At 51.0% G+C, this 21314-nt stretch carries 19 protein-coding genes and 1 riboswitch; of the genes, 8 read left to right on the top strand and 11 right to left on the bottom strand.

Annotation, left to right across the window (positions count from 1 at the left end; translation table 11 throughout):
- Positions 1-175: 175 nt before the first annotated feature.
- From GWR55_RS19530 to GWR55_RS01775, 5 genes are all read right to left on the bottom strand, one after another.
- On the bottom strand, positions 176-382 hold the full coding sequence (locus GWR55_RS19530) for a cytochrome c (RefSeq protein WP_370521427.1): 207 nt from the start codon (positions 380-382) through the stop codon (positions 176-178).
- 315 nt (positions 383-697) lie between these two features.
- A complete protein-coding gene (locus tag GWR55_RS01790; RefSeq protein WP_238398573.1) occupies positions 698-3145 on the bottom strand; it encodes a GH92 family glycosyl hydrolase in 2448 nt (815 codons plus the stop codon).
- A gap of 113 nt (positions 3146-3258) precedes the next feature.
- Positions 3259-4287, bottom strand: a complete 1029-nt coding sequence (locus GWR55_RS01785) for a ribonucleotide-diphosphate reductase subunit beta (RefSeq protein WP_238398572.1) — start codon at positions 4285-4287, stop codon at positions 3259-3261.
- Positions 4287-6686 carry a ribonucleoside-diphosphate reductase subunit alpha gene (locus GWR55_RS01780; RefSeq protein WP_202925564.1) on the bottom strand — a complete coding sequence of 800 codons (2400 nt, stop codon included), beginning with the start codon at positions 6684-6686 and terminating at the stop codon, positions 4287-4289. Before GWR55_RS01780 ends, GWR55_RS01785 begins: the two co-directional genes overlap by 1 nt.
- Positions 6687-6780: 94 nt before the next feature.
- A riboswitch (cobalamin riboswitch) is annotated at positions 6781-6973 on the bottom strand.
- Positions 6974-7094: 121 nt separating this feature from the next.
- The gene (locus GWR55_RS01775) at positions 7095-7829 is read right to left on the bottom strand and encodes a Crp/Fnr family transcriptional regulator (RefSeq protein ID WP_162400726.1); all 735 of its coding nucleotides are present in this window, start codon (positions 7827-7829) and stop codon (positions 7095-7097) included.
- A gap of 102 nt (positions 7830-7931) precedes the next feature.
- Between GWR55_RS01775 and GWR55_RS01770 the strand changes: the two genes are divergently transcribed.
- Genes GWR55_RS01770 through GWR55_RS01750 form a run of 5 tightly spaced genes read left to right on the top strand, consistent with a single transcriptional unit; the run spans position 7932 to position 11669 of the window.
- Positions 7932-8558, top strand: a complete 627-nt coding sequence (locus GWR55_RS01770) for a DUF2249 domain-containing protein (RefSeq protein WP_202925563.1) — start codon at positions 7932-7934, stop codon at positions 8556-8558.
- A gap of 24 nt (positions 8559-8582) precedes the next feature.
- Entirely contained in the window at positions 8583-10238 is a 1656-nt protein-coding gene (ctaD, locus tag GWR55_RS01765; RefSeq protein WP_162400725.1) for a cytochrome c oxidase subunit I, read from the top strand.
- A gap of 41 nt (positions 10239-10279) precedes the next feature.
- On the top strand, positions 10280-10552 hold the full coding sequence (locus tag GWR55_RS01760) for a ferredoxin family protein (RefSeq protein ID WP_162400724.1): 273 nt from the start codon (positions 10280-10282) through the stop codon (positions 10550-10552).
- A gap of 5 nt (positions 10553-10557) precedes the next feature.
- Positions 10558-11112, top strand: coding sequence for a hemerythrin domain-containing protein (locus GWR55_RS01755; protein ID WP_162400723.1), 555 nt, complete (start codon positions 10558-10560; stop codon positions 11110-11112).
- Complete coding sequence (locus GWR55_RS01750) at positions 11109-11669, top strand: class I SAM-dependent methyltransferase (protein ID WP_202925562.1); 561 nt, start codon at positions 11109-11111, stop codon at positions 11667-11669. Before GWR55_RS01755 ends, GWR55_RS01750 begins: the two co-directional genes overlap by 4 nt.
- Before the next feature lie 36 nt (positions 11670-11705).
- Here GWR55_RS01750 and GWR55_RS01745 read toward each other — a convergent pair whose 3' ends face one another.
- The gene (locus GWR55_RS01745; RefSeq protein ID WP_202925561.1) at positions 11706-13067 is read right to left on the bottom strand and encodes an NnrS family protein; all 1362 of its coding nucleotides are present in this window, start codon (positions 13065-13067) and stop codon (positions 11706-11708) included.
- Between the two features lie 374 nt (positions 13068-13441).
- On the opposite strand from GWR55_RS01745, the gene GWR55_RS01740 reads away from it, so the two are divergent.
- Both GWR55_RS01740 and GWR55_RS01735 read left to right on the top strand, forming a co-directional pair.
- Positions 13442-14065 carry an RNA polymerase sigma factor gene (locus tag GWR55_RS01740; protein ID WP_162400722.1) on the top strand — a complete coding sequence of 208 codons (624 nt, stop codon included), beginning with the start codon at positions 13442-13444 and terminating at the stop codon, positions 14063-14065.
- Positions 14066-14615: 550 nt separating this feature from the next.
- On the top strand, positions 14616-16004 hold the full coding sequence (locus GWR55_RS01735; protein ID WP_162400721.1) for an NAD(P)/FAD-dependent oxidoreductase: 1389 nt from the start codon (positions 14616-14618) through the stop codon (positions 16002-16004).
- A gap of 855 nt (positions 16005-16859) precedes the next feature.
- Here GWR55_RS01735 and GWR55_RS01730 read toward each other — a convergent pair.
- A complete protein-coding gene (locus tag GWR55_RS01730) occupies positions 16860-17492 on the bottom strand; it encodes a response regulator transcription factor (RefSeq protein ID WP_162400720.1) in 633 nt (210 codons plus the stop codon).
- 537 nt (positions 17493-18029) lie between these two features.
- On the opposite strand from GWR55_RS01730, the gene GWR55_RS01725 reads away from it, so the two are divergent.
- Positions 18030-18479, top strand: a complete 450-nt coding sequence (locus tag GWR55_RS01725) for a DUF4440 domain-containing protein (protein WP_162400719.1) — start codon at positions 18030-18032, stop codon at positions 18477-18479.
- Between the two features lie 5 nt (positions 18480-18484).
- On the opposite strand, the gene GWR55_RS19525 is transcribed toward GWR55_RS01725, so the two are convergent.
- From GWR55_RS19525 to GWR55_RS01705, 4 genes are all read right to left on the bottom strand, one after another.
- Positions 18485-18745, bottom strand: a complete 261-nt coding sequence (locus GWR55_RS19525; protein ID WP_162400718.1) for an anti-sigma factor — start codon at positions 18743-18745, stop codon at positions 18485-18487.
- A 23-nt stretch (positions 18746-18768) separates the two neighbouring features.
- Positions 18769-19410 (bottom strand): sigma-70 family RNA polymerase sigma factor, encoded by a 642-nt coding sequence (locus GWR55_RS01715; RefSeq protein ID WP_162400717.1) that lies wholly within the window; start codon positions 19408-19410, stop codon positions 18769-18771.
- Positions 19411-20032: 622 nt separating this feature from the next.
- Positions 20033-20326: a hypothetical protein gene (locus tag GWR55_RS01710; RefSeq protein WP_162400416.1), complete on the bottom strand. Its 294-nt coding sequence runs from the start codon at positions 20324-20326 to the stop codon at positions 20033-20035.
- 76 nt (positions 20327-20402) lie between these two features.
- Positions 20403-20849 carry a carboxymuconolactone decarboxylase family protein gene (locus GWR55_RS01705; protein WP_162400716.1) on the bottom strand — a complete coding sequence of 149 codons (447 nt, stop codon included), beginning with the start codon at positions 20847-20849 and terminating at the stop codon, positions 20403-20405.
- Between the last annotated feature and the right edge of the window lie 465 nt (positions 20850-21314).

Genomic DNA, 21314 nt, shown 5'->3' with positions numbered 1-21314 from the left:
TCTTTGGCTGGTCATGCATATCCTGTCTGCAGCCAGTCAGGAGGCCGAGCAACATCAAAGATGCACCGACAAGAGCCGGGCAGGTCGATGGAGAACGAAAGCGCGATGGCATTAAGCTCCGTGCGGCATGGAAGATGCGTCTGAAAAACGAACTACATGCCCTATGTTAATCAATTTATTTCAAGGTCCGTAGATATCGAACTACGTTCGTGATCTCATCCTTATTGAGAGATCCCTTGAAGGGGGGCATGTTGTTCTTTCCCTCGGAAATCACATGGATCAGTTCGGCATCCGATTGTGACTGGACTTCCTTCGAGGTCAGGTCTACCACCTTGAGTGATTTTCCCATCTCGGAGCCATGACCATCCGCACCATGACACATCGCACAGCGAGAGTTAAAGAGAGCCTTCGAATCGGCGGACGCGCTGCCATGATCCTGACCGATCGCCGTATTAGCGCAAAGACCTAACCCCAGCCCCACCGTGACCAACAGTAACCGAGTGCAACCCCGGAATTCTTTCCTCATACTCACCCAAAACCTCGTCGCGATAAATTCAAAAATGGCTTTCAGCGAATGACAGATCGCATCGACTCGTCACAAAAACTGTATACCACACGCCTCACCTCGCATGGAATCCAGCCTCAGAAAGAGATTATTTCGCTTTTAATGTACGTCTGGCAAATTTCATCAGACGCCCTAATCCTGCATGGGCGGAACATCGCTCATTTCATAGATCAATTCCCCGCCTTGCATCATCTGCTTATAGGGCAGCTTCCAGTCGGAAATCGCTTTTCCATTCAGAGAGATTCTCTTGATATAGCGTCTTCCGGACTCGGCCCCTATCGCTAGAATCCGCAAGTTTCGCCCCTTGGGAAGGTGAATCTCCACGTGGTCAAAAGACGGAGAGCCAATCCAGTATTCGGGAATTCCTGGACAGACCTGATACCACCCCAGAGCGCTCAGCACATACCATGCGCTCATTTGACCTGCATCGTCATTGCCTGCCAAACCGCCGGGGCCATCTCTGTATTCCGACTTCATCAGAGAGCGCACCTGTCGCTGCGTCTTCCATGGGACGCCTGCTGCATTGTAGAGATAGGCGATGTGATGGCTAGGCTCGTTACCGTGCTCATAAAGCTCTTCACCAAAGAGCTGATCCAGCCTGGCCTCAAACTTTCTCGGGCCTCCTTCCCGTTCGATGAGCCCCGAAACATCCTGCGGAACAAAGAATGTGTATTGCCACGGAAGTCCCTCCGTTATCCAGGTATATTTGCCCGCCGGATTAAAAGGTGTCACCCATGAGCCATCTTCATGTCTCCCCCGCGCAAAGCCTGTCTGCGGATCGATGACATTTTTCCAGTTCTGTCCATGCGCCGCAAATAGCTTTTCATCATCCGTCTTGCCCAGTTCCGCCGCGAATTTCGCCAGGATGGCATCGTCATAGGCATATTCCAGTGTTCGCGAGACCTGTTCATTCTTATGGAAGGCATCGTCAATATGGTCTTCGAGAGGAATGTATCCGTATTTCAGGTAAGATGTGAGTCCCCGACGTCCCTTTCCTTCCAGATATTCCTCACGCGAGGCCGGAATCTCGGTCGCATTTTTACGCATAAGCTGATACGCCATTGGAACATTAAAGCTCCGGATGCCCTTGTTGTATGCATCGATCAGAGCTACCGATGCATGATCGCCAACCATCTCCGAGGTATAGCTGTTCCATGCAGGAAAGATGGGGAGAAAGCCGCCCTGAACTCCCTTCAATACGAGTGACTGCATCATCTCTGCATCGCGCTCAGGGTCAAGAATCGTCAGCAGTGGCAATTGAGCGCGAAAAATATCCCACAGCGAAAAGTCATCATAGACTGTTCCGCCACGCGACCGTTCCACTTCCCCGTGTGCAGCAAATCGAGGGTACGTACCGTCGATGTCACTATATATACGAGGCGCCAACATGGCATGATACAGAGCCGTATAAAAGATAGTTCGGTCGGAGGAGTTTCCCTGAATCTCGATCTTGCTTAGTTGCTGATGCCATTGGAAGCGCGCTTTCTCTCGAACCGATTCGTAACGCCAGTTCGGAATCTCTGCTCTTAGATTTTTTCGAGCCTCATCCACGCTCACGAAGGATGTCCCAATTCGGACTTTTATTGTTTGACCGCTATGAACTTCACCAAAGTCAACATAGGTCCCGAATCCTCCTCGTGGGTTCCCTACAGGCACACGGACAGAGGCTGCAGAGGCGCCTCCCGTCGAAGTCATCACTGCAGGGACTCGAATCACACCGGGGGTCTTGCCGTCTCCATTCTGCTCTGACTCTCCCGGCGTGGACTTTCTGCCGATCCACGTACCACTTGTTACAAAAGGCCGATCAAACTGAATTACAAAAAAAGAGCTAAAACCAGCGAGCTTACCGCTTCCTGCATATTCCCGCCTTACAGGCACACGGCCCGTAATTTCCATCTTCGACGGATCGATTCGTACCCATCCATCCCCACCGCGGGAGTTATTTTCAATGACGATCCAGCTTTGCTTCGAATCCTTCTGGAACTGAAAGAGCATAAAGCCAGACCTCGCAACGCCGGTGATCTTAGCTCTGATGCGGTAATCGGCTAAATCCACCCTATATTCATAAGGACTCGCTTTCTCAGAGGATCGATCGAACGAGGACGACCTCTCTGTTGCCTCCGTTCGCAAATTTCCTGTCCCTGGCATCAGGGTCATACTGCCGTATTCTGGAACGCAGCTCCCACTCAAAAAATGAGACCCTCGAAACCCCTGAATCCTGGTATCGGTGAAATAGTAAGGAGCAACACATTTGACCTCGCCTGCACGGGTCTGGGGCGTCCAATTCGTCATCGCAAAGGGATAGCCAACCGCAGGATACGTCTGGCCCTCCCGCTCTGTCCCAACTAGAGGATGAACCAGATCCTCAACCTTCTGAGCGTGCAAAGAACAGACGGAGATGAAGACGCACAGAATCAGCAAAGCCGATTTAGCCATAAATCCCTCGAAAGTCCAGATTAGCTTTATCATTTTCAATCGTTTACCAGCTGACCAAGTATAAAGCTTGACCAGTACCGAAAGGCTCAAAGTCCTTACCGTAGTCTTCAAACCGGCCAATAAACACAAAAAGGTGCTGGCCATCGTTAGGATAGCCAGCACTTTCAGATACTGAAAGATTGGTTCTCGATAGTACTTTGTGCGCGATCTGGGGGCCTTATCGGGCTAGCTCGAAACACGGACCGCGTAGGAGGTCCCTAAAAATCATCGTGAAACGCAACCTCTCCCTCCACGGCCACCTGATAAGCAGAGACGCGTCTTTCGAAGAAGTTTGTCAGCTCCTGAACATCTTGCAATTCCATAAAGGCAAACGGATTTTTCGATCCAAAGATCGGCTCCATTCCCAACCGTTCCACGCGAGCATCTGCCACGTACTCCAGATACTGACGCATCTCGCGGACCGAAAGTCCGGCGACACCGCCTGACAGCAGATCTTCTGCAAACTGAAGCTCACATTCGACTGCATCCTTCATCATCTCTACGATCTCCGCTTCGAGATCATCATCAAAAAGAGAAGGCTCTTCAGAACGAACGACATTCACGACTGCAAAGGCAAATTCCAGATGGCAGCTTTCATCACGAAAGACCCAGTTAGTTCCAGCGGCCAATCCATTTAACAGTCCCCTGGATCGCAGGAAATAGACATAAGCAAATGCTGCAAAGAAGAACAAACCCTCGATGCAACCGGCAAAACAAATAAGGTTGAGCAGAAATTGCCTGCGCTCTTCTTGCGTACGAAGTTCATCGAGCTTCTGGATAGAATCCATCCACCGCATGCAGAACTGGGCCTTCTTTGTGATGGACGGAATGTTCTCCACTGCCGCAAAGGCTGCGGCACGGGCCTCTGGGTCGGCAACATAGTTATCGAGCAATGTCAAATAAAACTGAACATGCACCGCCTCTTCAAAGAGCTGACGCGAAAGATAAAGACGCGCTTCAGGCGAGTTAATGTGTTTGTAAAGATTCAATACCAGATTGTTCGAAACGATAGAATCGCCGGTCGCAAAGAACGCCACCAGTCTTTGAATCAGGTGCGTTTCCGCAGGTGTCAATCTTGAACGCAGATCAACAAGGTCGGTAGAAAAATCGACCTCCTCAACTGTCCACGTATTCCGAATACCATCTTTAAACATCTCAAAGAAGGTCGGATAACGCATGGGCCTGAGCGTGAGAGAAAGGCCAGGATCGAGAATGGCATTTGACGTAGACATTTTGAAATTCTCCATTATTGGCAGGCTTCGCACACACCGGGATTATCGAGAGAGCAGGCGACCTTTTCTGTAGCGGTCATAGTGGTCGCTTGACTTTGCTGGGAATGGGTAGAAACTGTCGTCTTGGCAATCTTTGTTGCAGGCCGCGACCGAAGATAATAAGTAGTCTTGATTCCGCGCTTCCACGCATACATATACATGGAGCTCAATCGGCCAATGTTCGGTGATTCCACAAATAGATTCAGAGATTGACTCTGGTCGATGAATGGTCCTCGATCTGCTGCCATATCGATCAGAGACCGCATTGGAATCTCCCAGGCAGTGCGATAGACCAGCTTCAAATCATCTGGAATCTCTGCAATCCCCTGGATAGATCCCTCTGCCAGCTTGACACGGGTTCTCAGCGCCTCCGACCAGAGTCCCAACCCCTTCAGCTCTTGAACAAGATAGCGATTGATCTGCATAAACTCGCCTGATAGCGTCTCCCTCTTGAACAGATTGGAGACCTGAGGCTCGATGCATTCATAGCAACCGACGATGGATGCAATGGTTGCTGTCGGTGCAATCGCGATCATCAGGGAGTTACGCAGACCATGCTTTCCGATCCGCTCTCGCAGCAACCCCCACCGTTCGCTGGCTTGCGGTTTTACGCCCCATAGGTCAAATTGAAGAACTCCGTCTCCAGCGCGAGATTCGCGAAATGCCAGATAGGGGCCATTCTGTTCCGCCAGATCACACGAAACACTTAGAGCATGAAAATAAATCTCTTCTTGAATCCTGCTGGAAAGCTCCTTCGCCTCTAAGGAATCAAATGGGATGCGCAAGCGGAAGAAGACATCCTGCAACCCCATTACGCCAAGTCCAACAGGGCGCCACCGGCTGTTCGCGGCTGCAGCTTCCGATACCGGGTAATAATTGATATCGATAACGCGATCGAGCATGGGAACAGCCTGGCGCACCGTGGCACCAAGTTTGTCAAAATCGAAGATGCCGTCCGTTACATGCCGAGCGAGATTGATCGATCCCAGATTACATACGGCAATTTCGGAGGATGACGTAACCTCGGTGATTTCGGTACATAGATTCGAGAGATGCACAACATTTCCCGCGCACCCCGTCTGATTGCACTTTCGGTTACAGGCATCTTTGAAGACCATCCATCCATTTCCTGTTTCCGCAAGCGTCCTCATCATGCGCGCATAGAGATCTCGTGCCTTTATCTGCTTTACATATTTTTCATCGCTCTCAGCCCTGCAATAAGCGTCTTCAAAAGCCTCACCATATAAGTCCGTCAATTCGGGAACGATCTTGGGATCAAACAGAGACCACACACCATCCTGTTCGACACGTTGCATAAACAGATCGGGTACCCAATTGGCTATATTCAGGTTGTAGGTTCTCCGCGCCTGGTCGCCTGTGTTATCTCGCAACTCCAGATAGGACTCAACATCTGCATGCCAAGGCTCCAGGTAGACGCAGCATGCGCCCTTCCGCTTACCGCCTTGATTCACGGCTGCTACCGATGCGTCCAGCGTGCGAAGCCATGGCAGAATGCCGTTTGAAAGCCCATTCGTCGCGCGGATGAGAGACCCTTCCGAACGCACCCGGTGAAACGCCAGCCCAATTCCACCGGAGAACTTTGAAAGCATGGCGATCCGCTTGTAAGTGTCGTAAATAGATTCCAGAGAGTCACTTGGAGAATCCAGCAGGTAACAGGACGACATCTGAGAGTGCCTGGTACCGCTATTGAAAAGTGTCGGTGAGCTGGGCAGATAGTCGTGCGATGCCATCAAACGATAGAAATCGATCGCCTCATTCACACGCGTGGAGAGTCCCGACGATACTCGCATGAAAAAATATTGGGGAGTTTCAATCACATGGCGTGTAATGGGATGACGCAGGAGATAACGGTCGTAGACTGTGCGAAGCCCGAAGTATTCAAACCGGTCGGAGAATTCATTATCAATGGCGTTATTCAGTTTGCGCGCATTGGATGCGGCAAACTCCCAGACGTCTTCAGCGATCAGTCCTTCTCGGCATCCCGTCTCTACCGATTGCGAAAATGAATAGATATTTTGTCCGGCAACCTCCTTTTCTATCGTCGCCAGTAATAGTCGCGCGGCCAGACGAGAATATTCCGGTTCTTCGGCGATAAGAGCTGCCGCGGTCTGGATGGAAAGCGCATCGAGTTCGCGGGTGGTAGCTCCGTCAAATAGGCCCCCGATCGTTTTGATGGCCACCCTCATCACATCGACATGCTGAAGCCCATAACAGCATCTTTCAATCGCACGAACGATCTTATTGACGTCAACGGGCTCAAATTCCCCGCTACGTTTGCGCACCTGCATCTGTGGAATTGATTCAGCCGAAGGGAAAGTTGGGTTGAGTTCCTTCAACGTCGCCTGCGCCGCCATGGATCACGTCCTAATCCCGCGAGTGGATGGAACGGAGTCGCAGAAGACAAACCGCGGCCACCGCACCTTCCCCTCGAAGGTGTGTGAGATTCGTGCCTAAGCACGAACTTCAGGCAGGTCTTCGGACTCTGCAGGCGACCTATTAACTCCGGCTTCCCAGCGCTATCGCCAGTGCCTTTTTGGAGTGTTCGTTCCTGCTTACCGCTGCGGGGCAGTTCCGGATTCGCACCGGATTCCCTTTTCAGCCTCGATCTCAGATCGAAGCACCGTGAAGTAGGACGACTATATCAAGGGCCAAAATGGAGGTCAACACCTATATATTGGGCCACCTGTGCAAAACCAGGGTCGTTTCCTCCACTACGTTCCAAATGCACATTCGGGTTGGAATCGATTCCACGTGGATCGCATTCAACAGTCCTTAACGATCCCCTGACCTCGAGGATGCGATATGTGTTTGCTGCGATTTTCTGAATAAAGCTGCAGAGCCTTGAAATCCATAATCGTTACAGAGCGGGCCTTTAGCTTAACCATTCCATCGTGTTGGAGTCGCGTGAGTGCACGAGAAACGACATCCCGTACAGAGCCGATACGAATGGCAATTTCATGATTGGAAAGCACGAGCCTGAATGTCGGGCGACCATATCCGTCAGTTCCGCCATTCTTTGCCTCATTCAATAGAAACAAGGCAAGTCTTTGACCAACTTCGTGGAAAGACAGAGCATCAACCAGTTGCGCATGTCTTCTAACTCGTTCCGCCATCAGCTTTAGCGCTTTGAGAGCGAAAGTCGGATGCTCCAGACAAAAGGCATAAATGTCTCTCTTGTGGAGGAAGAGGACTTCTGTAGCCTGTTCGGCGACCGCAGATGCAGGGTACGGCCCATCATCGAACACAGGAACCTCTCCAATCGTTGCACCAGCAGTATCCATATGCATTACTTGTTCACGCCCTGCAGCATTGTGCCGGAAGACACGTACCTTCCCTTTTATGACTGCAAACAACCCCTTTGCCGAATCACCTGAGAAGAACAACATCTCTCCAGGCTGAAATTGCATTTCCGTGGCTCTCTGTGCGAGCTTTGCAAGTCCTTCGGAGCTTTCTTCACTGAATAATCTCGTGCGCTGCAAGGCAGCGATTCTTTCCATTGCCGACTCCAAACATCGCTTTCTGTGTACGACTCAAGTCATAGCACATCTGATAGCAGGGGAGTAAGTTCGAGGCAAGAGGGGACTTTAAGAGAGGAAACGATGCTTAAATACCGTCTCAATGAATTGATCGAATTCGATGACCGCAGATTCAACCCCAAAGTGCTGGTCAATGATCCGGGCTACCGTATGGTGCTCTTGAATATCAAAGCGAATCAATCTGTTCCCGAACACGCGACATCGGGAAAGGTCACCATATACGTCATGCGCGGCCACGTCACATTTTATGAGCAGGATGTCCCTTGCGAGCTGCGTTCTGAAGAAGTTATTAGTGTTGCGTCTGGGGTCAAGCATCGTGTTGACGCACACGAAGATTCGGCTCTTCTGGTGCTCGCAACAGGAACCGCCAAGGAAGAACATCCTGATTTAAACGACGAAATCGATATTCGCGCAGTACCACGTCCCCAACGTCATCCGCTGATCTTCGCGAAATTTGATTCGTTGCCGGTGGGGAGTTCCGTCTTACTGGTTAATGATCACGATCCCGTGCCCCTGAGCCAGCAGTTCGAGAGCTTCCGGCCTGGCCAGGCAGCGTGGGAGTATCTTGAACGGGGACCAAATATCTTTCGCATAAGAATTACGAAGGTCTCGGCTCATAACGAACAGGAAGCTCTATCTGGAATCAGGTTATCGCCGGGTCAGACACAGAGTGGTTCGACAAAGCTTTGAGATTAAGAGCAGGAAGAGGGAGTCATGGGAACGATACCAGCACTGGTCCCCACTTTACCCGAAAGGACCTATCTCAACAACGAATACGGGCTTAAGTCGTGGCTGCTGACACAGGACCACAAGCGGATCGCTATTCTCTACATGCTCACGACGAGTTTTTTCTTCGTCATTGGCGGTTTGGCTGCGGCCTTCATACGGTTGGAATTACTGACTCCTGCTGGCGATCTTGTTGCCTCTGACACCTATAACAAGCTCTTCACCATCCACGGAATCATTATGGTCTTTTTCTTCCTGGTTCCGGTAGCTCCCGCGGTACTGGGAAATTTCCTCATTCCTCTCATGATTGGCGCTCGCGATGTCGCGTTTCCAAAGCTCAATCTTTTGAGTTGGTACCTCTTCATTACCGGAGGCAGCCTTGAGCTATATTCGATGATCTTTGGCGGCGTGGATACCGGATGGACGTTCACTACTCCGCTAAGCACACATTACCTGAACACGAATGTTGTTAGCGCGGCAATGGGCATTTTTGTCGCCGGATTCTCCTCAATATTGACGGGAGTCAACTTCATCGTCACTATCCATAGGATGCGGGCCCCGGGAATGACCTGGTTCCGGCTCCCTCTCTTTATCTGGTCCTACTACGCGACGTCGATTATCTTCGTTCTCGCAACTCCCGCTGTCGCTATCTCTCTTGTGCTGGTTGCCTTGGAACGCGTTTTAGGACTTGGATTTTTCGATCCTCGGCTGGGTGGAGACCCACTTCTTTTTCAACACCTCTTCTGGTTCTATTCCCATCCTGCCGTCTACATAATGATCTTGCCTGGAATGGGAATCATATCTGAGGTAATTGCATGTTTTAGCAGAAAGCGAGTCTTCGGCTATACCGCAGTTGCCTTTTCATCTGTCGCTATCGCCATTTTCAGCTTTTTCGTTTGGGCCCACCATATGTTCATCATGGGCATATCCAACTATGCGGCTCTCATGTTTTCGCTCATGAGCATGCTGGTTGCCATTCCGTCCGCAATCAAGGTTTTCAACTGGTCGGCGACGATGTACCGTGGCTCCATACACTTTACGACCCCCATGCTATATGCCTTTGGTTTTATTGGGCTTTTCACGATGGGTGGCATGACGGGTGTAATGCTCGCCTCTTTAGGAATGGACATCCAGATGACAGAGACCTATTTCATCGTGGCGCACTTCCATTACGTCATGGTGGGTGGCATGATCAGCGCCTATATGGCTGGATTGCATTTCTGGTGGCCGAAGATTACTGGAAGGATGTACTCAGAGTCTTTGGGAAAACTTGCGGCTTGCACTCTCTTTATTGGCTTCAACCTTACATTCTTTCCGCAATTTGTACTTGGCTACCTTGGTATGCCGCGACGTTATCATGCCTACCCTCCAGAATTTCAGGTGTTGAATGCCCTTTCAACAGCCGGCGCCTCTGTTCTTGCCATCGGCTATCTTCTCCCGGCCGTCTATCTGCTCTGGTCTTTGAAGTATGGAGAAATCGCCGGTAATAATCCATGGCGCGCCGCAGGATTGGAGTGGACAACTCAATCGCCTCCTATCACCGAAAACTTTACTGAAATTCAAGATGTAACCGAAGAAGCTTACAACTATGCGAAGATCGACAATCCGGTCACGGTAGGCAATGAATCCATTGCGGCGTCCTAAAGAATGAACGTCAGGCAGCGAATAGGAGAAAGGATTCATCCATGGCATACGTTATTGCCGAACCATGCATTGGGACGAAGGATACCGCTTGTGTTGACGCTTGCCCAGTAGACTGCATTCACCCTAAGAGAAACGAAGGCGATTTCGACTCTAGCTCGATGCTCTTCATCAATCCTATGGAATGTATTGATTGTGGCGCATGTGTTCCGGTGTGCCCTGTGGCTGCGATTTATGCAGAAGGCGACCTTCCTGAAAAATGGGATAAATACGTACAAATAAATGCCGAGCATTATGCAAAGAAAGTTACGGAGTAAAGCGAATGCTCACACAGATAGGTGCAAAACCTGAGAGTGACTTCAGTGATCCGTTAGGCATGTTAACGGACTGCCATCAACGGATACGACAATTTTTAAGCATACTTATTACCGTTTGCGAGGAAGCCGCTGAGAAGCAGCTCACTCCAGACCAGCGAATTGTCCTGGAGAAGGCCCTCTGGTACTTCCGCGAAGCTGGCCCGAGGCACACGGCAGATGAAGAAGAGTCTTTATTTCCCCGGCTTCGGGCAAAGGATGTCCCCAGGGTTCATAGGGCTTTTGAAAAAATCGCAAGGCTTGAGGCGGATCATAGGCAGGCAGAAGGCGATCATGATGACGTCGATATTATTGGTCATCGATGGTTATCAGATGGATCTCTCTCGAAAGAAGACCTCCGGCAGATGAAGGTGCTTTTGACCGATCTAACAAGGCTTTATAAGCGCCATCTTGTCATGGAGGAGGCTGAAATCTTTGCGCTCGCTGATGGGGTATTGTCACGCAATGAAAAGGATCTGGTTGGCCGGGAGATGGCTGCCCGTCGCGGTATTTTGCGGAGATGAATCATCTGCACCGGATTTTATGCCGCTCTGGGCTCTGGCGCCGCACTCTGCAACGAGACGTCCTTCCATGGGTGCTCGATGGGGTGGAGCTTGGAGATGATGTGCTTGAGATCGGTCCAGGGCCTGGACTGACAACGGACCTGCTGAAAGCTCGCGTAAAGAGGCTAACCGCTATTGAAATCGATCGGCCATTGGCAACGGCTCTTGGTCGTCGACTGGAGGGAACTAACGTCGCTGTCCTGAACCAGGATGCAACGGAGATACAAATAACCGATGCAAGCTTTGATAGTGCTGTCTGCCTAATGATGCTTCATCATGTGGCCTCTTTAGAACTTCAAGATAAGTTGCTTCATGAAGTAGCGAGGGTCCTTCGCCCCGGGGGATATTTTATTGGCTGCGATCTGACTTTTTTGTCCCGCTTCGATCCCATTCATCTGTTCGACACGAAAGTTCCTGTTCCACCGGAAACATTTCCTATGAGGCTTAATGCTGCAGGGTTTCAAGACATCAACATCCATATCCGATCTCGCGCATTTCGCTTTCAGGCCCGCACTTAATGAAACATAGAATCAGGACAGCTCTCGATGAATGCATCACAAAACTACGACAGATGACGGTTGAGAACGAAGATGAGCTGGCGGAAGCAGCAAGGTCACCGCAAGATTCAGAGCGAATAGAGCAACCGCCGCCAGTTCCATAAGCGCAGAGAATGGAAGCACCCTCCACGCAAATTCCCAGTAACTCTCATAGGCGAGCGCTTCGAAGATCACCCGCAGAGCGCATCCCAGATTTAACAGGAGTAATGACCAGAACATCAACCTCGCGCTCCACAATACACGCATCCCGCAAAATGCCGGAAGCACTCGTTGGCCGATCGCAAATACCATTCCTGCAATAAAGCCAACGGATAGCGCATGGCGGCTGGCGCCCCAGATACCCCCTGAATGGTCGTAAAGCACCGCCAACATATGAAGGATGCAGGAGATGACAAGCCAAATATAAGCCATGCGCAGAAAGAGTGGGAAGCAGCGATGGACATGCAACAGTTTGGCCGGCTGCACGGCCGGTTCCCAAACGTGGAGGGCCTCCACGACCAAAAGAGCTGAGAATAAAAATGCGACAGCAGATATGGACTGCCACTGTAGAAAGAGCGCCCAAAGAGCCACGACAATAAGAGCGTATGCTGCAAAAAACGAAGCCCAACTCGGCTGGCGTAATCCCGCAAAAAGTGATAGCCAACGCGAATTAAACGCAAATATCGTCGGAACGACAATCCCCCACAGCGATAATAATGCCATCTGCTGGTCAAGCACATGAGGCAACGCTGGAGAATCTCCCGTTCGAGCAAGATGGATCAGAATCATGAGATTTATGACCAGCACAGCCAAAAAACCGAATGTAGAAGCGATAACTGCTTTTAGCCAATGCTCCTTGGGTTTGCTGTTGTGGCGTGGGCGGCGCTGCCTCAAAGAGCGACCAAACAGCCAGAAAGCAATAAGTTCCATCACGGCAGAGAGCGGAAGTAAAACCCTCCAATGCCAGCCAGTTGTTCCGCCAACCCACCGGGACGTAACTCCCAACGTCCATAGAGTCCACGCCACCCAACCCGCTTGAACAGGAAATTTCTTCGTTCCCTGCATCTTGGTCAGAGAATAAAAGCCAATTCCTATGATGAAAGAGCCTATCCACCCAAAGATCTGCGCCTGTCCATGAGCCTGGAGCCATGCAGGATTCAGACTATTTACCGTATGTTCTCTGGAAATGTCGACAAGCTTCCACACCCCAAGAAACGTTCCAGGCAACAACATAAAAAACAATCCGCTTACAATGAACGCTATAGTAAGCCTCTGGCTATGCCGCTCTATCGCAATGCGATCGATATTCGCATATTGTTCCGGTGGCTGCGCTTCTTTATCCATGCATTCTGCCTGGAACGGATTTGAATAATCAGCCATAGCCTCTTCGCGCATTACATACAGTTGCGCAGCCCGATGCTATAGCAACAGGTAACTGAACCTCTATGACTTCAGTCTTTCCCGGACATCTGAATATCGACACCCGATACGGCGAAGAGACGTCAGCTTAGAAACTCCCAACGCATAATTGAACTTGCTTTCGGCATGGATCGAGAACTCCATCCAGCTGCTCGAGATGAAGGTCGAACGTCGACTCTCTCTCTCCATGTTTTTCCCTGCAGGAAAGTACAGGTGGTGGTTCATAAGTTTTCGTAGGGCCTTACGAGAAATTGTCGTGGATCATCGAATGAACTGTTTGACCGTATAACGACGGTGCGTCCAGTTTCAAAAATGAATAGCAGGAGATAAACGATATGGCTCTGGAACACTCTGCCCCACCAGACAATGCGATCCCCGACAAGCTCCGAACTAACGATGCGAGACTTTTGGCTCTTGCCAAAGCGGGGGATGAGGGCGCTTATCAGGAGCTGATCAAGCAGGCTTCTCCGGTTGCTCTCCGAGCAGTCCGCAGGATCCTTAGAACGGAGGCCGACGCCGAAGACGCCCTGCAGGAAGCGCTCATTCGTTCGTATCTTAAGCTATACACCTTCGACGGCAGAGCAAAATTCTCAACCTGGTTTACCCGGATAGCCATCAATTCGGCACTCATGATTCGACGTCAGTACATCAGAAGCTCTGAAGTGCTTCTTATCGCTGGCCAAGAGATGAACGATTGGATGGTCTCGAACTTAGCCGATCCTCACCCAGGTCCTTTTGAGATGTTGAGGATCAGCCAGGAGTACAAGGTTCTTCATCACGCAATTGATTCCTTACCACTCACTCAGAAGGAAGTACTGCGGGTTTGGTGCGGCGATGATGCTTCAATGAATGACATTGCACTTCGATTACAGCTCTCAGTACCGGCAGCCAAGACACGCTTGTTGCGTGCTAGACGCGCTGTGGTAGCCGAGGCAAAAGCGGGCCTAAAACCCTCTTGAGCTTCGCCTAAACGGCCTAAAGAGGACAACAGTAGTCACGTTGCACCGTTTGAGATTACAACTTTGTTCTTTGCTGTTGATATTTCTCATGATGGACTCCGGTCTTTGGTCATTCGAAAGTGCCGAACCCGATCCGTTCCATCGACACAATTTGAATCTGGTGCTATGCAGTTGATCCATTTCCCTCCCCGAACGAACACTCTAGAACTTGCGTAGCCCTTTCGGATTCCCAAAAATCGCAATGCTTTATGGGAAGAATCTGTAGTTTTCAATAGGTCGATTGAAAGTAATCTGTGGCACGATCAAGCGTTGGTGCCATTAGCACAATCCAATCTGGAGATCTATCCCGATGCGTACAGAAGCGAAGTCACTCATCAACTGATCATCGAGGACTTTTACCAAAAGTTGGACGATCTCGAGACGAGATTGTTCAATCAAGAGAGGTATCCTCACATTGTCGCTCATCTCGTCTCTGCTCAACAGAGCCTGCGACGGAGTCTCAGGCCGGCCGAAGGATGCTTGGTCGACGCCGGTGAACAGCGGGGTTAGTATGGCGACAGCCACGGTAATCGGTTCTGGGCCAAACGGACTAGCGGCGTCTATCGTGCTGGCCTCGGCCGGTTACCACACGACGGTGTTCGAACGGAATAAAGGGATCGGCGGTGCTTGTGCGACGGCTGAAACCACCCTGCCAGGATACAGACAAGACCTCGGGTCTTCCGTCTATCCGCTTGGTAAAGCGAGTCCTTTCTTCAGCTCACTTCCCATTGATATCCCTTGGATTCAGCCTGATGTCTCCTGCGCTCACCCGCTCGATGATGGTACCGCCGTTCTTTTGGAGCATTCGATTGATGCAACTTTGGAGCACCTTGATGCCGGCGACCGTGAAAACTACCGATCCATCATCGAGCCCCTGGCTTCCAACTTTACATATCTTGTCGAAGAGATTCTTCAACCAATTCAACACCTGCCTCACCATCCATTATTGATGGCTCGCTTTGGAACGCACGCGATCCTATCAGCTGAAAGATTTGTCCAGTACCATTTCCGGGGAAAGCGCGCGCGAGCCCTCTTCGCAGGAGTATCCACTCACGCCGTCCTGCCGTTCGATAGTTTTGCCTCGGCTGCGGTCGGGATGATCTTCCTGGCCGCAGGTCACGTAGGTGGTTGGCCAATTCTTCGAAGCGGTGCCCAGTCGCTCTCCGATGCGCTGGCAGCTTATCTGACGACTCTCGGTGGGGTGATTCATTGCAATCACGAGGTCCGAGAAATTCCGTCCGCCAATCTTGTCTTGGCCGATGTCAGCCCGCGGCAGTTGATCGGAATTGCCAAAGAGGCATTGCCCTCTTCATTCCAAAAACAACTGAACCGATTTCGCTATGGACCTGCGGCCTTCAAGGTTGACTTCGCTCTTAGCTCTCCGATCCCATGGCGAGCTTCAGAGTGTTCTCGAGCCGCGACCGTTCACGTTGGAGGTTCATTTGAAGAGATTGCGGAGGCCGAGAAGACACTGAATTCCAATCGGCCGTTTGTACTTGTCGGGCAGCCCTCGCTCTTCGACCCCAGCCGTGCGCCAGCGGGTCGGCACACTGCATGGGCATATTGTCACGTTCCTAACGGAAGTACAGTCGATTACACCGATACGATCGAAAATCAGATTTCCCGATTCGCACCAGAATTTCGAGACTGCATCTTGGCTCGAGCAGTATCGGGGCCTGCAGATTTACAGAATTGGAACCCCAATCTCATCGGCGGCGACATTCTCAGCGGTCGAATGGACTTTCGACAACTCCTTCTACGTCCAACCCGCTCGCTTTATCGAACTCCGAAGGCTGGCCTCTATTTGTGCGGCGCGTCGACTCCGCCAGGCGGAGGAGTGCACGGAATGTGCGGCTACCACGCGGCCCGACAAGCCATAACAGATGGCCTTCGGAAATGAAGAAACGTACAGCTAAGTACAGTCAGGGGAAAGATGACCTTGTAGTTTATGCGCGTTGCCTCTTTAGTACGAAATGGAATGCAAAACAACAGAGGAGTGTTCCTTGTTGGAGTGCGAACTTGACGGAAGGGTCGTTGATGCAGCGTTAGTTAAAAAGCAGAGAGGCGAGCAATTGAAGTTTAGGGTACGGCGTTGCGGGCTCGGAGACGAAACTGCACTTTCCGCAGTGGGGCAAAGCGACTTTTCTTGAGACCTATGCGGGAACACCTGCAGGAAGCGACATTCTCGCCTATGATGCACCTTGGACAAATGGAGCAGCCTGAACGGGCGTTCGGGATGGATGGAAGGGCACACCTGGAATCCTTTGCGGAACCTCTTATTGTTTCACCTGGCCGCTACCTTCTTGCTCTCCGCGATCGCGGACTCGATAATCTTCGCAGTCGTGGCTCGTTCGTGATATTTGCGGTCAGCTAATATCACGTCAACAGCGGTTCGTATCTGTTCCGCGGTAGGTGTTCCGGTGCGTAGATTAATACCCGCATCGGACCAGGCTACTCGAGTCGAAACAGAAGGTTTGTCCTCCGTAACACCACCCGAAATTTACTGGGACTCCAAGCTCAGGGGCTGCTGAACTCCATTGCATCCGCCGTTGGTAATAAAAATTCGGCCTTTGGCAATACAGAAGCATACCGCTCTACACGCGCATTCGGAACCGCGAATAGTAGACGCATCTCCTCCGCCAGCCGTCACGATCACCTGCACATCAGCTTCCGCTAATTATCAAAACGCAGAAATGGGATGATCTTCAGAACAGCAGGCGGACTGAAGTTTTCTAGAGGAGGGTTGTTCTCCCTCCTATTCGAGCTCCAAAAGGCCACGTCGAAAGCCGATGGTCACAGCATGAGTCCGGTCATTTGCCTGAAGCTTTTCAACGATGTTCCTGATATGGAAATTGACCGTTGTTTCACAAATTCCTAAGCGCCCCGCGATCTGTTTGTTCCGATAACCATCTCGGATCAGCGTCAGGACCGAGCTCTCCCGTGGAGAAAGCTCCTCCTGTCCCAGATGTTCTGCGATTGTGCTCGCTACTTCGGAAGGGATGTGTCTACGCCCCTCAGAGACCCACCGGATCACGCGGAGCATCTCCGCTTTAGGGGTGTTCTTCAAAACATAGGCGGCAGCGCCCGCATTGAGCGCACGGCGCGCATCCATATCTTTTTTGGATGTAGTCAGCATCATCACGATCGCTCGAGGGCTTTCTTTCCGGATCGCAATAAGCGCATCTGTACCGCTCACGTCCGGAAGTTTCTGACTCATAATCGTCACGTCAGGGCGACTGCGACGAAACTGGGACAGAGCATCCTCCGCATTCTCCGCCTGGCCTACGAGCAGCAGATCAGACTGTGATTGAATGACCATACTCAGCCCTTCGCGAAAGATCGGATGGTCATCGACCAACAATACCCGTACGGGTTTAGGTGGTGGCATATTGCACCTCCAATCAAACTAAGCTATCTATCTCTCAAGTAAACAAAAGGTAAGGCTCTACCGTACACTGGGCCATCTTCGAGATGGTATCTGGCCCTGAATTTCGCTGTGCCTATTACATGGAGCGTTCACGTTATCGAAGTCATTGTGTTCGTGATCAGAAATTCCGGAGCAATATCCCCAAGAGTGTCTCCACGACTGTAGCTGCCCATGCAAACGGTACCGCACATGATCCGTGCAAACAGACGGACAATCTCTGACCCGTTGCCGATGAATTGTGCATTCTTTAAATTCATACGTGCCTCTCAGCCAAATCGTCGCGCGCGGAGAACCGCGCTCACCATCAAGATTGGCTTTCTCTAAAAGAAGCCCTACAGCAGTATGAGAGTCATAGAAGGTGTCAGGGGTGACAACGCTCACTGATTTTTGTTTCAAACCTGACGGCATGCACCGGCGAGGCTCCGTCTACCATGCTCGTAAACCGAAGACTTGACGAAGCCAGGAAGCGCGTCTTCAATGGGTCCAGGAGGAAGCTCATTGGACGATCGCTACGCCATCAATGCCGCCAAGACCGCGCTGCGCGAAGGCTACAACAGCGCTGATGTAGAACAGATTCTTTCTGTTTTTGCCGACGGTTTTACCGACATGACCGCAGGGCTACCAACCTTTTTTGGGGTCGATGCAAAAACTATACTGCGGGCCAAGTTGGAAGGGCTCTTCCGCGACTATGAGGTCGATCTGACCCCAATCATCGTGGATATCGCAATCGCCGAAAATCTTGCCGTCGAGTATGGCTGGCACGAGCTGACAATTCGTCCCAAGGCGGGTGGACCTCCGGAGGTGAGGCGCACGCGATACTCAGAGATCTGGAATCGCGATTCAAACCTCGCATGGCATATCGTTTTTGTTATGGATAACGCCGACCAAGAGCCAGAACTTGTCGAGGAGCTGTTATTTAAGCTGAAGGCTGAGCCTGGCGCGCTCTAGAAACGTTAAAACTTCTCTCTGAGATATTCCGACGAAAGCCGCAAAAAGAGCCGTTCACTGAATCCTTCGGGGAGTGGATACCAGTCACCATCAGTTAACAGGCGCACAGCATTGCCAGTTCCGTGGAGTACTGCTCTGCAGTCCTTGCATTTCTTGAAGTGAAGCTCCAAGCGCGCTCTGAGTTCCGGCTCGATATCCCCGTCGATATAGTTGGAGATCTCTCGCCAAACTTCGACACAACTGATTTCTATGACCGTCTCTCTCATAGGTATTCGCCACTCGCCTCAGTTCACCACGGTCTCACACTTTTATACACCTTCGATTCAGATGTCCAACTGCCGTCGTAACCTGGGGCTAGCGCCTCACGCATTTGTAATCTTGCGCGTCTAAGGCGCGTTTTCACGACGTCCTCCGTAATGTTTAAAACCTGTGACGTTTCGGCAGTACTGAGACCTCGTACATCACGGAGAATAAGAACTTGCCTATAAATCGGTCGAAGAGATTGAAGGGTTTTCTCGATGATTTGCCTCAACTCCTTGCGCGCCAACGCTTCGCTCGGAATTTCCCGCCAATCCGCAAAATCTCTGGGCACATAATCGCTTTCTTCGTTCCCCACAATCTCCTCCAGCGATTGGTGCGCCCGGATGCGGCTGCGGCGCAATCGCATGCGCGCCTCATTGAACGCGATCTGGATTAGCCAGGTGCTGAATTTAGCTTCTGCGCGAAAACTCTTCAGCCCTCTTAATGCATTCAGGAATGCCTCTTGTGCGACGTCTTCAGCATCCGCACCATTGTTCATGACAGAGTAGGCGACGGCAAAGACAGTGCGTTCATATGGCTTAATAAGCGTTTGAAACAGCTCCGTTTGCCCTTGGCATATTTTGCCTATCAACCCGCTCTCATCTCGCTCTCGTTCGAGACTTCCATTCATGGTTAAAGTCTTCCAAGCGATTCGTTCTGATCACTACAACGTAGATTCCGTGAAAACGGTTGCACACAATCCCACTATCCAAAAGCCCGCGAGCAGGAATTGCCTTGTGTCCGTTGCAACGTCGATGGTCTTCATTTACCGAAGGACGCATTAGACATATCAGGGCATATCCAGCGGCGGAACTCAGCTAAGAATAGCAGCTTCGTGAAGACCGCTGTCGAGAGTCTCGATTCCAAGAGGCATCTCCCTGGGCCACTTTTTCTCAACCACAGGGAACTATGGATATCACAGGATTTGGACCACTGTAAGTAGCTAGGATGAATTGTACCCCCCCCCGTTGAAATCCTCTCGGGAGATGATCTCCGGATCGCCTCTCGTAAAGTGTACGCAGGGCCTTCTTAAGGCCACACTTTTCCGGTCGGAAATGCATTCCCTTGGTAACGCGTTTCCTGGCTACGCGTCTGCTGCCGACCTGTTCCCTGCCGAACTGTCGGTGCGGATTTCGAGCTTATCGCAAAGCCCAAGGTCTTTCTATGGATAAGTGATTTCTCTATGAGAATTGCGTGTTTACGGTCCCACGGTTCTGGTGCACATAAATCCGGATCATCGTGCGCGCCAAGATCTAGTTATAATCCCATCCACCATTGTCGATGCCTTCCGTTGACACATCCTGACTCTCGTCGACCAAAGTGTCGATCGTATCGTTCATCAGTTCAATCTGCTCTTCTCGTTCATCGGAGTCAGTATACGCATCGCTCTCCCGGTCCTCCTCGACGAATTCGATCGTTTCTTCTGCCATACTCTTCTTGCCGCCTAAGCCAGCTTCTTCTGCGATAATCGCCTCAATCTCTCTGTCCATTAACCTATACTCCCGTCCCATGTTGGCTTGCTGAGGGCGCTGCATCAGATCGTACATTCGCCAAAAAGTGATCATAACGACCTACACTCGTCACGCTAATCCGCGGTTAAAGCAGTCCACCTGCGAACGGCGCCTAAGCTGATTTAGAGATTATGCTCAAAAACTCATCGTCGATTTCAAGGGCAGACAGGTGATCGAAGTAATTGCTTATAGTCTTAATCCCGATCCCAATTAACACCTCCAAAGGTTGTTCTTTCCTATAACCGGAATCGAGGAAGAGCTGAATTGTTTCTCTTGGGACAACTCCACGCAACGAGACCAATTGACGGGTCAAAGAGACTAGAGCATCCAACTTTGGATCGCTGGGTTTATTTCCGGACTCGATTGCTAGCAGTGCCTCACTAGGAACGTTCGAGAAGAATCGCGCCAGTGCGCTATGGGACGTGCTGCAATAAGCGCAGTCATTTTCCTTGCTGGCGGTTAGAAGCACGATCTGTCTTTCCGCGGGGGTCAGCGTTCCAAATTCAAAGCCGATATTTGCGTTGAAATATACGCTTAAGGCTGACGGTGAATGGGCCAACTAGGCTAAGAGATTGGGAACGAAGCCGAAATATCGCCGTGCTTGCTCAAGAATCTTCCTCGATCGAGCTGGAACCTGCCCTGGTAGTAAAGAGGGGAATAGCGTTTCGTCCGTCATCTCATGCCTTTCTATATTGCGAGCGAGCGATGACTGATCAGCCCCCAATATTCTTGCCCTACTCCGACATTGTGGCTGTTGAGATCACTTTTACGGCCATCGATTTCTATAGGCGCTATGCTGCAATTTGGTGGAGCGCCTAACTATCAAGCCAACCATTTGTTATCGAGATGCCGCACTTCAGTCACACAAACGCGAGGAGACGCACTTCCGTAGACCGCCATGCTGTCTCAGCATCCATTGATCGCCTAGTTGCGAGAAGCAGGAGAACTCTGCGTGCTTCCGGCCATGCAACGGTAAAGATCTCGCTCTTCATAATGAAGTCGCGACCTTGTGCGGCGCTAGGGG

It is taken from the genome of Edaphobacter sp. 12200R-103, assembly GCF_010093025.1.
Classification (GTDB): Bacteria; Acidobacteriota; Terriglobia; order Terriglobales; family Acidobacteriaceae; genus Edaphobacter.
Note: the sequence above shows the minus strand (reverse complement) of the source record. Positions and strands in the feature narration are given on the sequence as shown.